The organism is uncultured Xanthomarina sp. (assembly GCF_963971605.1).
GTDB lineage: Bacteria > Bacteroidota > Bacteroidia > Flavobacteriales > Flavobacteriaceae > Xanthomarina > Xanthomarina gelatinilytica.
In genome coordinates, this window is sequence record NZ_CAXATZ010000002.1 from 78,363 (window position 1) to 93,924 (window position 15,562).

A 15,562-nucleotide genomic window follows, 5' to 3' on the forward strand; every position below is an offset into this window, starting at 1 on the left:
TTCATGAACTTGTTGATCGAACTATCGTTATCTGCGTTTACGCATTTTCTTTTCTTCCAATTTCTTTAAAATTTTTTCTTGCCTTTTTTCTTTTAAATCTGTTTTTGGCGCTTTTAAATTTTTTCCTCTTGCCATCTTAGTATTATTTAAAGGATTATTATTAATATATTAATGACCATAACCTTATTGTTTAAAATTTATCCTAAGCGAGTAACCATCAAGGCATAGTGCCAAGACTTGATATGTTATTGGATTAAAATAAGGTGTTAGAGCACACTCGCTGGTGCTACTTAATTCAGGAAGATAATTTTGGATTTTCTAAAGGATACTTTATTAAAAAAACTAAACGTGTCTGTTAAAACACCGTTTAATGTAATCTGTATACAAATGATATGTTTAAATTTAGAAATAATCATTTTAAAAAACCCTAAAAGTATGACACTGCTAACATAACCAATAAAAGATATATCTCAAACTATTCCTTAGTAATTAACCTTATTTTAAGAATTGAAAAGCCTAACATTGGATTTAAAAAAATTTAACATAATTTAATTCGGATAAATTTGTCCGTATTAAGATTTTGTCATACATTTGTACCAAATAAAAACTAATATATGTTTTCCAAAGCATGCGAATATGGTATTAAAGCGTCTATTTTTATAGCGCTAAACTCTTATGAAGGTAAGAGGGTAAGCCTTAAAGCTATTGCCAAGGAAATTAATTCACCAGAAGCATTTACAGCTAAAATTTTACAAGACCTGGCGAGACATAGCATTATAAATTCTGTAAAAGGCGCCTATGGTGGCTTTGAGATAGACAAACATGCCATATCAAGCATTAAATTATCTCAAATTGTAAATGCCATTGATGGCGACAGCATTTATAGAGGCTGTGGTTTGGGCTTACATACTTGTGATGAAGATCATCCATGTCCTGTACATGATAAGTTTAAATCGGTTAGGGACGAATTAAAATACATGTTGGAAAATACCAACTTAGAAGAGTTGGCCCTAGATATAAAATCTGGTGTCGCTTTTTTAAAGACTTAAAAAAATTTGATTACAAATAGGATAAAAACATCCGAATAAATTGATTATGGAAACATTAAGAAAAGAAACACAAAAGCAAATAGGACAGTATGTTGCCGAAGATTACAGAACTGCAGGCGTATTCTCGAAATATGGCATAGATTTTTGCTGTAAAGGGCACAGAACCATAGAAGAGGTTTGCACCAAAAACAATATTGACAGCAACGAACTTTTGAATGAACTAGACAAAGTGTTGACTGCCAACACAAACCAATCCATAGATTACAAATCCTGGCCTTTGGATCTATTGGCTGAATATATAGAGAAAAAACATCACAGATATGTGGAAGAAAAAATCCCTATACTACGTCAGTTTTTAGACAAACTTTGCAAGGTTCATGGAGAAAGACACCCAGAACTGTTTAAAATAAACGAATTGTTTACAGCTTCTGCTGGGGAATTGGCAGCTCATATGAAAAAAGAGGAGTTGATATTATTCCCATTCATTAAAAAAATGGTTAAAGCACAAATAGACAAAGGAGCCATTTTAGCACCACAATTTGGTACTGTTGAAAACCCTATTGCCATGATGATGCAAGAGCATGACAATGAAGGGGAACGTTTTAGACAAATTGCCGAATTGACAAACAATTACAATCCTCCTGCAGATGCTTGCAATACCTATAGAGTTACGTTTGCGATGCTGGACGAATTTGAAAAAGATTTACACTTGCATATCCATTTAGAAAATAACATATTATTCCCTGAAGCTGCAAAATTAGAGAAAGCGTTTCTTTAAGAATGATTAATAGCAATTATATTTTCTAAATTAAATCTGGGAGCCTTTTCCCCAAGGGCTCCTCGATTTTAAAATATATATAAAATAGTTTAATGTTAGTAATGGTTGTTTATCAAAAACACTTCTCGAGTAATTAATTATAGTTTTAAATTTGTTGAGGAGAAAATTTATGTTCATGTAGTTTTTTATACAAGAGAAGTGTTTTTTTATTCATTACTTTTACCCAAACTATTAATTTAACCTTATGCTCAAAAAGCTCGTTTTTACTTGCTTAATTAATTTTTTTATTGCTGCCATCTTAGGATTGGCCCTTCGCTATACCTACCTATTACCCATTTCTATCAACTATAGGTTTTTAACGCACGCACATTCACATGTAGCCATGTTGGGCTGGGTATATTTAATGATTTACACTTTATTTGTTCATTATTTTATTCCCAATAAAAAACCGGTATACAACACCCTTTTTTGGGTGACCCAAATTACTGTGGCTGGTATGTTATTAAGCTTTCCGTTTCAAGGATATGCAGCCATTTCCATTACATTTTCCACACTCCATATTTTTTGCAGTTATTATTTTGTACGTCTTATTTGGAAAAATCACAAAACCCAATCCACAACCTCCAAGCTTTTACTCAAGGCATCACTTCTATTCATGCTCATTTCTACCATAGGTGTTTGGTGTTTGGGTCCAGCTGTTGGTCTTTTGGGTCAAGCTTCTGCTTTTTATCAAATTGCCATCCAGTTTTTTTTACATTTTCAGTTTAATGGTTGGTTTTTGATAGCCGTTTTGGCTATCTTTTTTCATAAACTTCAACTTACAGACTCAAAACAATTTCAACGTTTTTTTAAATTATTGATTGCCTCAACCATCCTTACCTTTGCACTACCTGTAAATTGGTTTGTGCCACATGCTGTTTTTTTATGGCTAAATGGGTTGGGAGTTGTATTGCAAATAGCAGCTTTACTTATTTTCATAAAACTTATAAAGGCTCCTTTTAAAATTGTTTTGAAACAAAGTCACAAACTCATCAGATTTATGTTCCAATTCGCCATGTTTTGTTTCATTTTGAAAATAGGTCTGCAAGCCTTGTCTTTAATTCCAGATATATCCAATACTGCCTTTCAACATAGAAATTTGGTTATAGGTTTTATTCACTTAACCATGTTGGGTGTTATTTCTGGATTTTTGTTTGCATATATCCTTCAAACCAAATTGGTAAAACTCAATAAAACCCTTACCATAGGCATGTACGTTTTTGTTTTGGGCTTTGTATTTACAGAACTTATTTTAATTGTACAAGGAGGCTTGTTTTACTTTGGCGCTGGTTTGATACCAAAGTATTACCTGGTGCTATTTATAAGCAGCTTGTTGTTGCCATTGGGAATTTTAAGCCTTATATTAAACATTTTAAAACCTAATAATTATGACACCAAAACCCTTAAAGAGACATAAAGCGTTACAGCCATTAAGCAGAGAGCATCACCATGGGTTGTTATTATCCTGGAAGATTAGAAATGGTTTTAACAAGAATATAGATCCTAAACGCATGAAAATTTATGCGGATTGGTTTTTTGAAACACATTTAACACCACATTTTGAAATGGAAGAAAATTATATTTTCTCTATTTTGGAAAGTGATAATGAATTGATAAAACGTGCCTTGGCAGAACACAGACGTTTAAGACGTTTGTTTTCTGAAACGGAAGCCAATCCCAAAACCCTTAGCAAAATTGAAGAAGAACTGGAACAACACATTAGGTTTGAAGAACGTGTGCTGTTTCCTGAAATACAAAAAGTTGCAAGTGAAGAGCAATTGCTTCACATAGAAAAAATTCATCAACCAGAATCTTTTAAAGACAATCTGGAAGATGAATTTTGGAAATAATATCAACCTACGGTTTTAAACTTCAATAAGTATTAAATTTTTATGGGTTTGTTGTCTCGTCTTTCTTAAAAGACGTTTTAAACAAAGATGGTTTAACCGAAATCATGGCCCAAGCCCAATTATTGGTAGCGTCTTTATCTCCTCCTTTAATCACTTCCATACTTTCGGTAGCAAACATTTGCGAATAACCTACTTGAAAAAGGATGTCTTTGGAAAATTTATAGCCTAAAACCATATCGATTTCTGTGCCCAAACCATTACTTAACTCGTCTCCAGTACTATCTACAATGGTAGCTGCCGAAGAAAAGAAATGTGGCACCAGTTTGGCCGAAAATTTATTTTTTTGGTACGCAATGGTTGCATTTATATCCAGCAATCCAACATTATTGATATGATTGCCTACATAAAAATAATCCATCCAACCATTAAATTTGTGATTGGTTCCATACCAAGGGTTAAAAGACTCCAACTTGTTGTTTGTAGCATTCATATCTGTACCAGATAAATACTCGCCACCAAATCCTACATTAAATTCCGGTGTTATTGCATAATGCAAATTTAGGGCTACGTTGTAAGCACTTAAATCCCTATCGGCAATTTTTCCTGTTTGGAAATAAAAAGAGGCATCTGCTTTTATTTTGTTTTTACCATAAGTTGCATGTGTACCAAAGGTTTGATTGTAATCCACTTGCTGCTCGTAATTTTCGTCATAAAAAGCATACCCATTGTTTAGTGCCAAAATACTTAGTCCAAAATCATTTAAATTGGTATGATACCATACATATTGAAACGACTTATAGTTATTTACGGTGTAATCTGCTTCAAACAAGGTTTCATCTTCAGAACTGATTGCCAAACCTAAATCTATCCTGTTGTTTACATTTGGTTTGTAGGTTACAATAAGGGCATCGTGACTTCTGGCTTGTTGCGCCCAATCCACACTACCAAATATTCGTTGATCGTCGTAAGAAATCTCTTGACGTCCAAACTTTAATGAAAACTGTTTGTTCAAGAAAACCTCAGCCCAAGCTTGGTGAATGGCAGTTCCATTTTTATCGGATGTTGCCAAAGTGGCAACGTCTCCCCAAACCCTTACGTTTTGCAAGCTGAAATAGGCATTGAATGTCTCGCTGTTATATCCTAAGTTTAAGCGTGTGCGTTGGGACACAAAAGCTGCTGCATCCACAGAATCCACTGCTAGGGTTTTATATCCATGTCTATATTCAAATCTCGGTTTCAATTCGGCCGAAACCTCAAATTCTTGGGCATAACTTGTCATGCCTAGTCCAATACATAGGATTGCTAGTATTTTTTTCATCTGTAATATTTTAAAGATTTTTTGCGTTTTAAAACGCTTTCAATAGTTTTAGGTTTTAAGATTGCCCTTGGGTTAATTGCAGAATGGCTTCAACGGTTTCTTTGTTGTCCACTCCCAAACCTTCTTGCTGATGGATCAATTCGCCTTGAGAATTAAAAACACTAATAATGTTGGAATGAGAAAAATCTATGGGAGATATTTTCTTGTATTTTACGGCCAAAACATTGGCAAATTCCTGAACGCTACTTTCTGTACCTTGTAAAAAGGTCCACTGTTCTCCATCCATCATGTTTTCTTTTGCAAAAGCTTTTAAACGCTCTGGTGTATCTATTTTTGGATCGATACTAACCAGCACAAACCGCAAATCATCCAAATTGGCTTCTGGAATTTGAGCCTCAATATTTCGCATATCTGCCACCAATCTTGGACAGGCAGCCTTACAAGACGTATAGATCATGACCATTACCAAGGTTTTACCTTTTAAATCTTCAAGTTGAATCTCGTTGCCTTCTTCAGTATGCCATTTAGAGGTTAAATTGAAAATGGATTCTTCTGAAATGTCTTGATCGCTTAACTCTTTTGAGTTTTCAGTTTCCATAGGTTGCAAATCCATTTTGCAAACAGGGCAACTTCCTGCTTCAGGATATGTTTTTTCTCCTTCACATTTCATTGGGCATTGATAAACCGCTATATCATCTGATGCTTGATCAGATTTATTGGAATTGCAGGATGACAGTGTCATTATCAATAAAAGGACAGGGAAAATTATTTTTAAATGTTTCATGTGTTTATATTTATTGTTTTTCAAAGGTCACATGTAACATCCATATAATCATTCCGCTGTGTGACAAAATTTTTGGTCATGGATGTTCATTTATTTTTTTTCGTTTACATCTTGAACACATCTAAAGCCAAGATTTTTCATAGCGTATTTTGCTTTTAAACTGCCTCTAATGGCATAACGCATAAATGCAGCATAATTCATTAAATCTGTTGCGTTTACTGATGCGCTTCCACAAAACAGATTACTGTCTTTATCAACGTCTTTTCTGGATTCACCAGTAATCAACACGGAATTGAAATCTAATGTCCATTCCCAAACCAATCCATGCAAGTCGTAAACTCCCCAAATGTTTTTAGGGGTTTGGCCAATGAGGTTTTCGTTAGAACGTGGTGTTTCGTACCAAGATAGAATTTTTTCGTTGTATGATGGTTTTACTCGTGCATCTTTGGTGGTTTCATCAGCCATGGCTACATACTCCCATTCATCTACTGTGGGTAATCTTTTACCTTGACATTCGCAATAAGCTTTGGCAGCAAACCAAGACACATAAGTAACAGGACTATCTGGATTTTCTGTGTCTTTCAACTCTAAATCATTTTTCCAATTACTTAGGTAACTATCATCGGCAAATAATTTAATGACTTTTGATTTTTGCCATTTTGGAAATTTTTCAACAAATTGTTTAAATTCCTTGTTGGTTACTGGATATACATCCATTTTAAAATCGTTTACTTCCACTACTGTAGAGTCCCTACCATACAAAGGTAAATACCTGCTGCCTTCAATGTAAACCATGCCTTCAGTTTGCGCGAACAAGAACGTTTGAAACACACAACAAAAAATAATGAGACTGAAGGCTTTGGTTTTCATTTTTATAAGTTTTAAGGTTTAAAATTAATTATTTTTTATTTTTAACTTTTTCTACCATTTCTTTGGTAACAACCGTACCATTATTGCCCCAGGAATTATACACATAGGTCAATACGTTTGCAACCTCATCTGAAGACAGAGACTGACGTGTCATAACACTGTTGTATTTCTCACCATTTACAGTAATTTCTCCAGTTAAACCGTTTAATACAATGTCTATGGCTCTGTTAACATCAGCATTTAAATAATCTGAGTTAGCTAAAGGAGGGAAAGCATTTGGAATCCCTTGTCCTTCACCTTGGTGACAAGCAAAACAGGTTTGCATATAGGCTTGTTTACCAAATTCCATTTGTTCTTCGAAGGATTTTGCTGGAACTTCAGAAGCTACAATTTCATCGGTTGTAGGCATGGTTTGGATACCAGGCCCTTCAGGTAAATAGATATCGTCTCTAATTTCACCAGAATAAACTTTCTTGTCTTCTTCCCCTTCAACTTTTAACATACCCAAGGCTCCTTTATTAAAAGCTCTAAAAATAGAGTGATCTACTAATATAAAGGTACCAGGAACATCTACTTTAAATTCCACAATGGCTGCTCCACCAGCTGGAATAAGCGTGGTTTGTACATTTTCGTTAATCATATCGCCACCTTCAACGTGTACTTTGTCGAAAATTTCACCAATAACATGGAATGAAGATACAAGGTTTGGTCCACCATTACCAACAAACAATCTTACTGTTTCTCCAACTTTGGCTGTAATGGCATTATCTCCTGTCAAGGCTCCTACTTTACCGTTAAACACAACGTAATCAGCGTGCTCATCAACTGCTTTTTGCATATCGAAAGGCTGTAAACCTCTTTCACCATTGGCTCCTTTTGTATAAAAATCGCCTTGCATGATATAGTATTCTTTATCAACTTTAGGCAAACCACCTGCAGGCTCTACTAAAATAAGACCATACATACCGTTTGCAATATGCATACCAACTGGCGCTGTTGCACAATGATAAACATACAACCCTGGGTTTAAGGTTTTAAATGAAAATACCTTAGAGTGACCTGGAGCCACAAAAGAAGATTCTGCTCCTCCTCCTGGACCTGTTACAGCATGCAAATCGATGTTGTGAGGTAATTTGTTATCTGGGTGGTTCTGTAAGTGAAACTCCACTTCGTCTCCAACTCTGGTTCTTATAAAGCTTCCTGGAACACTACCTCCAAAGGTCCAGTAAACATATTTTACACCATCTGTCATTTCGCCTTCTTCTTCAAGAATTTCCATTTTAACAATTAGTTTTTTGGCTTTTCTTGTTCCTACAGGAGTTGGCACATGAGGTGGTGCTGTTAATTCTGCAATCATCTCTTGATTTACAGGGATTTCGGCAGTATTTTCAGCTTCCTCTTTTTTGTCGTTAAAGCACGCTACAAAAAACATAGGTGCTATTAGTAAAGCTAAATGCTTTACTAATTTTAATTTTCTTTTTGATTTTTGGGTTGTTTTCATGAATAAAATTTTAGTGATTTATTAATTCGATATTTTAAATCGGATAAATTAATCTTAATTGTTACTGTGCAAATATAAATGCCACTCAATAAGAAAAACATGACTTATGTCATGTAATTAATTCATAGATTAAATATCTTTGAAACTTTAAAAACATAAAATAAAAAAATTAACATGAAACACCCAATCATTTTACTTTTTATTTTGAGCACTACCCTATTCTTTGCTCAAAACAACAATTCCACAACCATTTATTTTAAAGATGGCTCTACCAAACAATTTGAAAAAGTTAAATTTGAAAACAATGCTGAAGACTACATTATTGGCGTTGAAGTTAAAAATGCTGATGACAATAAAACCATATACCATTTAACTGACATTGTTAGCGTAAAAGAGAACACTACCAAACACGTTACCAAACAATACAAAAAAAACTTGTATCTTTTAGAAGAAGTTATTGTTGGTTCATTATCACTTTACAAAAGTGGAGCCCATTATTTTTTGGAAAATGATGAAAATGGTTTAAGGGAAATTTCAAAAGTTATTATTGATCAAACAACCTTAAACAGATATGACTATGCCACTTTATCTGTATTTGTTAACAAGTGCAAAGCTGCACAAGAGGAAGCTTACAACAAAAACAACTCCATTAGTATTAGCGTTCTTAAATCTGTGGTAGAGACTTATAACTCTTGTGTTTTAAGCGATGACACACAATTTGCAGAAAACATTATAACCCTTGCAAATGCGCCTTCAGAGTTTTTAGAAATTGGCATTAATGTTGGCTATGGTTTTTTAAACACAAAATTTGATGATTTATCTCCTGGTGTTTCCAACCAATACGGTACTCCTGTAATTGGAGCTCAAGTATATTTTAACACAAATATGTTAGAGAAGCGATTAGGGTTTCTAATTTCAGTGGATTATTCTTTTCCAAAAGAATTCAACTCCAATGAGAATTCCATAATTTTAAAATCTAAGTTATCATATATCAATACCATGGTTGGTGCTCGATATACATTCAATAACATCAACAAAACTTTTAGCCCTTATTTTGGATTTAATGGTGGTTTTATTTTTAATTCCATGTCTGATGTTACTGCCCAAGAAGCTGTTTTTGGTGCCCAAAGAATAGATTTTGAGTCTACAAACAAGCTTGCTTTAAATTTGAATGTAGGAACTTATATTCATTTAGGGAATCAAAAAATTGATTTCAATATAATGTATCAACCTGAAAATGAATTTGAGCTTGTTTCTACCGACAACCTAAGCCGAATAGAAAGCAATTACAAGATGTCTGGTTTTCAATTGAAAGCAACGTATGTGTTTTAATTATTAATACAAACAATCCTTATTATGAAAGTCGCTTTAACAAGCGACTTTTTTTGTTAACAAGTTCCGTTTTTTAAACTCACAAATAATTGTATTTTTACCGTTACAAAAAACCAAATCAATTAATGGGTAAAATCATAGCAATTGCTAATCAGAAAGGTGGTGTTGGAAAAACAACAACTTCGGTTAATTTAGCTGCTTCTTTAGGTGTGCTTGAAAAAAAGGTACTTTTAATAGATGCAGATCCACAAGCCAATGCTACTTCTGGATTAGGATTAGATGTAGATACAATAGACGTTGGGACCTACCAATTGTTAGAACATACTAACAATGCCAAAGACGCTATTTTAAAAACCAGTTCACCAAATCTAGACGTGATTCCATCGCATATAGATTTAGTGGCCATAGAAATAGAATTAGTAGACAAAGATGAACGTGAGTACATGCTTAAAAAAGCATTGCAGGACATTAAAGACGATTACGATTTTATTTTAATAGATTGCGCACCTTCTCTGGGCTTATTAACTTTAAATGCTTTAACAGCTTCCGATTCCGTGATTATTCCAATACAATGTGAATATTTTGCTTTGGAAGGTCTGGGAAAGCTTTTAAACACCATAAAAAGTGTTCAGAAAATACACAATCAAACCCTGGACATTGAAGGCTTATTATTGACCATGTACGATTCCCGTTTGCGCTTATCGAATCAAGTGGTTGAAGAGGTACAAAAACATTTTAACGATATGGTTTTCCAGACCATTATTCAAAGAAATGTCCGTTTAAGCGAAGCTCCTAGTTATGGTGAAAGCATCATAAACTATGATGCAAGTAGCAAAGGTGCAACTAATTATTTAAGTTTGGCAAAAGAACTTATTATCAAAAACTCCTAAAAATGGCGAAGGCAACAAAAAAACAGGCTTTAGGAAGAGGTTTGTCGGCTCTGTTAAAAGATCCCAGTAACGACATATCGTCTGTTCAAGATAAAAATGCAGATAAAGTAATAGGCAGTATTGTAGAATTGGATATTGAATCCATTGAGATAAACCCGTTCCAACCTAGAACCAATTTCAATGAGGAAACACTTTTGGAATTGGCTTCTTCCATAAAAGAATTAGGGGTTATCCAACCTATAACCGTAAGAAAATTAGAATTCAATAAATTCCAATTGGTTTCAGGGGAAAGACGTTTTAGAGCATCCAAGCTGATAGGCTTAGAGACCATTCCAGCATATATTCGCATTGCTAACGATCAAGAATCCTTGGAAATGGCATTGGTGGAGAACATTCAACGTCAAGATTTAGATCCCATAGAAATTGCCCTGTCTTACCAAAGGTTAATTGACGAAATTAATTTAACCCAAGAGCAAATGAGCGAACGTGTAGGAAAAAAACGTTCCACCATAGCCAATTATTTACGGTTATTAAAACTGGATCCCATAATTCAAACAGGCATGCGAGATGGTTTCATTACCATGGGTCATGGTAGAGCCATAATAAACATTGAAGACCAAAACATTCAGCTTGATATTTACGAAAAAATAATAAGCAATAAACTTTCTGTTAGAGACACAGAGTCTTTGGTTAAATCTTATCAAAGTGATAAAACGGTTAAAGTCCCAGAAAAACAGGAAATCCCAAAATATATAAAAAAAGGGATTAAAGATTTTTCTGAATACTTTGGACACAAAATCAACGTTAAAGTTTCTAAAAATGGAAAAGGGAACATTACCATCCCTTTTCATTCCGAAGAAGATTTTAATCGTATTTTAAAACTAATAAAGAGTGCCAAATAAATTTTTAATATTAGCTGTATTTTTATTAGCCATTTGTTTTTCGGCAGTAGCCCAAGAGGACCAAAAAGAAGATAAAAAAAAGAATCCCAACAACGTTCCTACCGAAGAGTTGACAGTGGAAGCAGGTTCTGTAATCAAAGATCCTATAGACCCTTTATCTCCAGCACGTGCTGCCTTCTACTCTGCCGTATTGCCAGGACTGGGTCAAGCTTACAATAAAAAATATTGGAAAATCCCCATTGTGTATGCCGGATTGGGTATTGGTATTTATTTTTATATAGATAACAACAAAGAATACAACCGTTATAGAGATGCCTATAAAAGGCGTTTAGCTGGATTTGAAGACGACGAGTTTTATGGAACCGTTACAACTGATGGCTTGGAAGAAGCCCAAAAACAATTTGGCAGAAACAGGGAAATTTCCTTACTGGTTACACTTGCCATTTACGCTTTAAATATTATAGATGCCAATGTAGATGCGCATTTACTTCAATATAATGTAGACGATAACCTATCGCTGAAACCACACTATAAACTTAACGAGTTAGACAACAAAGGAGACCTGGGTCTAACATTAAATTTCAAATTTTAAAAAAACATGAAAATTGCATTACTTGGCTATGGTAAAATGGGACAAACAATTGAAAAAATTGCTTTGGAACGTGGGCATGAAATAGTAATAAAAACCAACGAAGAAGAATACGATATTAACCAAGCAGATGTTGCCATAGATTTTAGTGTCCCAAAAGCTGCTTTTTTCAACATAGCAAAATGCTTAAAACTTGGGGTTCCAGTTATTTCCGGGACAACTGGTTGGCTGGACAATTATGAACATGCCATAAAACTTTGCAAGGAAAACAATGGCGCTTTTATATACGCTTCCAATTTTAGCTTAGGTGTCAACATTTTTTTTGAATTGAACAAACATTTGGCAAAAATGATGAGCCAACTAAAACAATATCATGTATCCATTGAAGAAATTCATCATACCGAAAAGCTCGATGCGCCTAGTGGCACTGCCATTACCTTAGCAGAAGGGATTATATCGCAACATGACGAATACAACAAATGGCTGTTAAACCAAAATAAAAAGCAAACCATCCCTATAACTGCCAAACGCATAGCAAATGTGCCTGGCACACATAGTATAGAATACAAAAGCAATACAGACACCATAAACATTACCCATACTGCACATACCAGGGAGGGATTTGCCCTTGGAGCTGTAGTTGCTGCCGAATGGATTCTAGGCAAGACTGGAGTGTTCAGTATGAAAGATGTGTTAAATATTGGTTAACACTTTACAAACAAGTAACTTTTTTTAGTGATTTTGCACTAATAAAAAAACAAAAACACAAATTATGACATTAACGCAATTGTTTATTTTCCTGATAGTTATTCAAATAATTCATGGACTTGGGACTTGGAAATTATACTTAAAAGCTGACAGGCAAGCGTGGGAAGCTTTTGTTCCTGTATACAATGCTGTTATTTTAATGAAAATAATCAATAGACCTTGGTGGTGGACCATTTTGTTATTCTTACCTATTGTAAATTTAATTATGTTTCCAGTGGTTTGGGTAGAAACTGCAAGAAGTTTTGGCAAAAACTCCACAACAGATACCATTTTAGCTATTGTCTCTTTAGGCTTTTATAATTACTACCTTAATTATGCCTTAGATATAGAACATGTAAAAGATAGAAGTTTACATCCTAAAACTGCTGCAGGAGATTGGATTAGCTCCATTTTATTTGCTATTGTGGCTGCAACAATTGTACATACCTATTTTATTCAACCTTACACCATTCCAACCTCCTCTTTAGAGAAATCCTTATTGGTGGGGGATTTCCTATTTGTAAGTAAATTTCATTATGGAGCACGTGTCCCAATGACAACCATTGCTGCTCCAATGGTACATGACACCATTCCTTTTATTAAAAAGAAATCTTATTTATATAACGATCATTTAGAAAAAAAGAATACAGCTTTTGTAAACAAATTGTCTTTACCTTATTTGAGGTTACCAGGGTTTCAAAAAATAAAACGTAATGACATTGTGGTCTTTAACTGGCCTGTGGATACCATGCTAAACATGCGCTATACAGATAGAAACCATTACAAACCTATCGACAAAAAAACCAATTACGTAAAACGCGCTGTTGGAATTCCTGGGGATTCTTTGGAAGTAAGAGATGGCTACGTGTATATAAATGGAGAACAAAACCAATTACCTGACAGAGCCAAACTTCAGTTTTCGTATAAAATTGAAACCAACGATGGACCTTTTAATAACGACCAATTAACCAAAAGATATGGTATAACCGATTTACCTCAATACAATCAGGATTATTCCTTAAGTTATTTTCCTGGTTTAACAGATGAAACTTTAAATCAGTTTAAAAACCATCCCAACGTAAAAAACATTGAATCCCTAAAACGCGAACCAGGACAACGAGAGAAAAGTGTGTTTCCACACGATCCAAATTACCATTGGAACAACGATTTTTTTGGGCCTATTTACATTCCAGAGGCTGGTGCCACCATTAATTTAAATCTAGAAGTTTTACCATTGTACAAACGTCTTATTACAGAATATGAAGACAATACTCTTGATATAAAAGGAAACCAAATATATATTAATGGTGAGGTAGCCAATACCTATACCTTTAAAAAAGATTACTATTGGATGATGGGAGACAATCGTCATAATTCTCAAGATGCCAGATCATGGGGATTTGTCCCATTCGATCATGTGGTAGGGAAACCGGTTTTTATCTGGATGAGTTGGGATAGATTTGGAAAACCACGTTGGGAACGTTTCTTTACAACCGTCCATGGTAGTGGTAAACCTGTTTCTTATTTAATTCCTTTTTTAATTGCTTTAGCAGCTTGGTTTGGATTTGCTCAATGGAGAAAACGTAAAAAAGCAAACACCTAATTGTGCTGTGTAAATAAGATATTTAACTAAAGGCAATGATTCTACGTAACACATGAAGGCTCTTATCCATCCAACATATCTTCCAAACATAGCCCATGTTTCTGCCATGGTTCAAGCTGATGAAGTAATATTTGAATTGGATGATAATTACCAGAAGCAAACCTATAGAAATAGAGCCTATATTTATGGAGCCAATGGCAAGTTGCAATTGAGCATTCCCATAATTCATTCACAAAATGAAAGACAAAAATACAGAGATATTAAAATACATAATGCTGAAAACTGGCAAGCTGTACACTGGAAATCCCTTGAAACAGCTTATAGAACCTCACCTTTTTTCGAGTTTTATGAAGACGAGTTCCAACCTTTGTTTACCACCAAGGCAAAATATCTTCTAGATTTTAACTTAAAGTGCTTGGATGTTATTTTCGATTGCCTGCAATTGGAAATCAAAAGTTCCAAAACCAAAGTTTATCAGAAAACCGTAACGGACAAAACGGATTTTAGATTTCTGGCAAATGCACGAAAGGAGCCTACTTTTCATTTTGACCCTTACACACAAGTGTTTCAAGAGAAGCATGGATACCTTTCAAATTTAAGCGTTTTGGACTTGTTGTTCAACGAAGGCACAACTGCCTTGAATTACCTGGAAAACCAATACAAACACCTATAATGCTACAACCCTTTCTACATTATGGCATACATTTTTTATTGCCTCTAGCTGTAGCGCTTCTATTCTTTAAAACTCAATTTAAAATTGCGTACTTAATCATGATAAGTGGGATGTTAATAGATTTGGATCATATATTTGCCAACCCCATGTTCGATCCAAACAGGTGCAGCATCCAGTTTCATCCACTACATACTTATTATGCCGTAGGAATCTATGTGTTACTGTTAATACCAAAAAAAACCAGGTTGATAGGTTTGGGCTTGGTCATCCATATTTTGGCAGATATTGTAGATTGCTTAATGATGTGATTAATTGGACACAAATTTCAAACCAATAATGGAAGCAATTAAGGTAGTTAAAAAGAAAACACGCCAAAAGCTTGCTGGTTCTTTAAAAACAAAAATCCCAACAAGTACGGTTCCAACGGCTCCAATTCCTGTCCAAACTGCATAAGCAGTGCCAATAGGAAGCTCCTGCGTCACTTTCACCAACAAGTACATACTTATGACCAAACATACCAAAAACCCTAAGTACCAATATACCATTTCGGTTCCAGAGGTTTCTTTGGCTTTACCCAAACAAGTAGCAAAAGCCACTTCAAATAGGCCAGCGATAATTAATAAAATCCAGTTCATAT

17 protein-coding genes are annotated in these 15,562 nt (G+C 34.5%); 12 read left to right on the top strand and 5 right to left on the bottom strand.

All coding sequences use genetic code 11. From position 1 onward, the window contains the following. Positions 1 to 614: 614 nt before the first annotated feature. From AACY93_RS01455 to AACY93_RS01470, 4 genes are all read left to right on the top strand, one after another. Positions 615 to 1,049 carry an Rrf2 family transcriptional regulator gene (locus tag AACY93_RS01455; RefSeq protein WP_286853426.1) on the top strand — a complete coding sequence of 145 codons (435 nt, stop codon included), beginning with the start codon at positions 615 to 617 and terminating at the stop codon, positions 1,047 to 1,049. A 46-nt stretch (positions 1,050 to 1,095) separates the two neighbouring features. After that, positions 1,096 to 1,827, top strand: coding sequence for an iron-sulfur cluster repair di-iron protein (gene ric, locus AACY93_RS01460; RefSeq protein WP_007650324.1), 732 nt, complete (start codon positions 1,096 to 1,098; stop codon positions 1,825 to 1,827). Positions 1,828 to 2,071: 244 nt separating this feature from the next. Continuing rightward, on the top strand, positions 2,072 to 3,283 hold the full coding sequence (locus AACY93_RS01465; RefSeq protein ID WP_286853423.1) for a hypothetical protein: 1,212 nt from the start codon (positions 2,072 to 2,074) through the stop codon (positions 3,281 to 3,283). Beyond that, positions 3,255 to 3,716, top strand: coding sequence for a hemerythrin domain-containing protein (locus AACY93_RS01470; protein ID WP_286853421.1), 462 nt, complete (start codon positions 3,255 to 3,257; stop codon positions 3,714 to 3,716). The genes AACY93_RS01465 and AACY93_RS01470 overlap by 29 nt, the downstream gene beginning before the upstream one ends. Positions 3,717 to 3,756: 40 nt before the next feature. On the opposite strand, the gene AACY93_RS01475 is transcribed toward AACY93_RS01470, so the two are convergent. The 4 genes from AACY93_RS01475 to nirK form a co-directional block, all read right to left on the bottom strand. Then, positions 3,757 to 5,034 (bottom strand): alginate export family protein, encoded by a 1,278-nt coding sequence (locus AACY93_RS01475; RefSeq protein WP_007650315.1) that lies wholly within the window; start codon positions 5,032 to 5,034, stop codon positions 3,757 to 3,759. Between the two features lie 55 nt (positions 5,035 to 5,089). Next, positions 5,090 to 5,818, bottom strand: coding sequence for an SCO family protein (locus tag AACY93_RS01480; protein ID WP_040492106.1), 729 nt, complete (start codon positions 5,816 to 5,818; stop codon positions 5,090 to 5,092). Positions 5,819 to 5,908: 90 nt separating this feature from the next. Continuing rightward, the gene (locus AACY93_RS01485) at positions 5,909 to 6,688 is read right to left on the bottom strand and encodes a formylglycine-generating enzyme family protein (RefSeq protein WP_286853420.1); all 780 of its coding nucleotides are present in this window, start codon (positions 6,686 to 6,688) and stop codon (positions 5,909 to 5,911) included. A 28-nt stretch (positions 6,689 to 6,716) separates the two neighbouring features. Further along, the gene (gene nirK / locus AACY93_RS01490) at positions 6,717 to 8,189 is read right to left on the bottom strand and encodes a copper-containing nitrite reductase (RefSeq protein ID WP_286853419.1); all 1,473 of its coding nucleotides are present in this window, start codon (positions 8,187 to 8,189) and stop codon (positions 6,717 to 6,719) included. 174 nt (positions 8,190 to 8,363) lie between these two features. Between nirK and AACY93_RS01495 the strand changes: the two genes are divergently transcribed. The 8 genes from AACY93_RS01495 to AACY93_RS01530 all read left to right on the top strand — a co-directional run bounded on the left by AACY93_RS01495 (position 8,364) and on the right by AACY93_RS01530 (position 15,233). Further along, a complete protein-coding gene (locus AACY93_RS01495) occupies positions 8,364 to 9,521 on the top strand; it encodes a PorT family protein (protein WP_007650304.1) in 1,158 nt (385 codons plus the stop codon). A gap of 125 nt (positions 9,522 to 9,646) precedes the next feature. Next, positions 9,647 to 10,411: an AAA family ATPase gene (locus AACY93_RS01500; RefSeq protein WP_007650302.1), complete on the top strand. Its 765-nt coding sequence runs from the start codon at positions 9,647 to 9,649 to the stop codon at positions 10,409 to 10,411. A gap of 2 nt (positions 10,412 to 10,413) precedes the next feature. Next, positions 10,414 to 11,313, top strand: coding sequence for a ParB/RepB/Spo0J family partition protein (locus AACY93_RS01505; RefSeq protein ID WP_007650300.1), 900 nt, complete (start codon positions 10,414 to 10,416; stop codon positions 11,311 to 11,313). Continuing rightward, complete coding sequence (locus AACY93_RS01510; RefSeq protein WP_286853418.1) at positions 11,303 to 11,905, top strand: DUF5683 domain-containing protein; 603 nt, start codon at positions 11,303 to 11,305, stop codon at positions 11,903 to 11,905. Before AACY93_RS01505 ends, AACY93_RS01510 begins: the two co-directional genes overlap by 11 nt. Positions 11,906 to 11,911: 6 nt before the next feature. Then, positions 11,912 to 12,610 carry a 4-hydroxy-tetrahydrodipicolinate reductase gene (gene dapB, locus AACY93_RS01515; RefSeq protein ID WP_339610893.1) on the top strand — a complete coding sequence of 233 codons (699 nt, stop codon included), beginning with the start codon at positions 11,912 to 11,914 and terminating at the stop codon, positions 12,608 to 12,610. A gap of 64 nt (positions 12,611 to 12,674) precedes the next feature. Next, complete coding sequence (gene lepB, locus AACY93_RS01520; RefSeq protein ID WP_287006026.1) at positions 12,675 to 14,252, top strand: signal peptidase I; 1,578 nt, start codon at positions 12,675 to 12,677, stop codon at positions 14,250 to 14,252. Between the two features lie 52 nt (positions 14,253 to 14,304). Further along, on the top strand, positions 14,305 to 14,925 hold the full coding sequence (locus tag AACY93_RS01525) for a WbqC family protein (protein WP_287006024.1): 621 nt from the start codon (positions 14,305 to 14,307) through the stop codon (positions 14,923 to 14,925). Next, entirely contained in the window at positions 14,925 to 15,233 is a 309-nt protein-coding gene (locus AACY93_RS01530) for a DUF6122 family protein (protein ID WP_287006022.1), read from the top strand. Before AACY93_RS01525 ends, AACY93_RS01530 begins: the two co-directional genes overlap by 1 nt. Here AACY93_RS01530 and AACY93_RS01535 read toward each other — a convergent pair whose 3' ends face one another. Next, positions 15,234 to 15,560: a multidrug efflux SMR transporter gene (locus AACY93_RS01535; RefSeq protein WP_286853414.1), complete on the bottom strand. Its 327-nt coding sequence runs from the start codon at positions 15,558 to 15,560 to the stop codon at positions 15,234 to 15,236. It lies immediately after the preceding gene. Between the last annotated feature and the right edge of the window lie 2 nt (positions 15,561 to 15,562).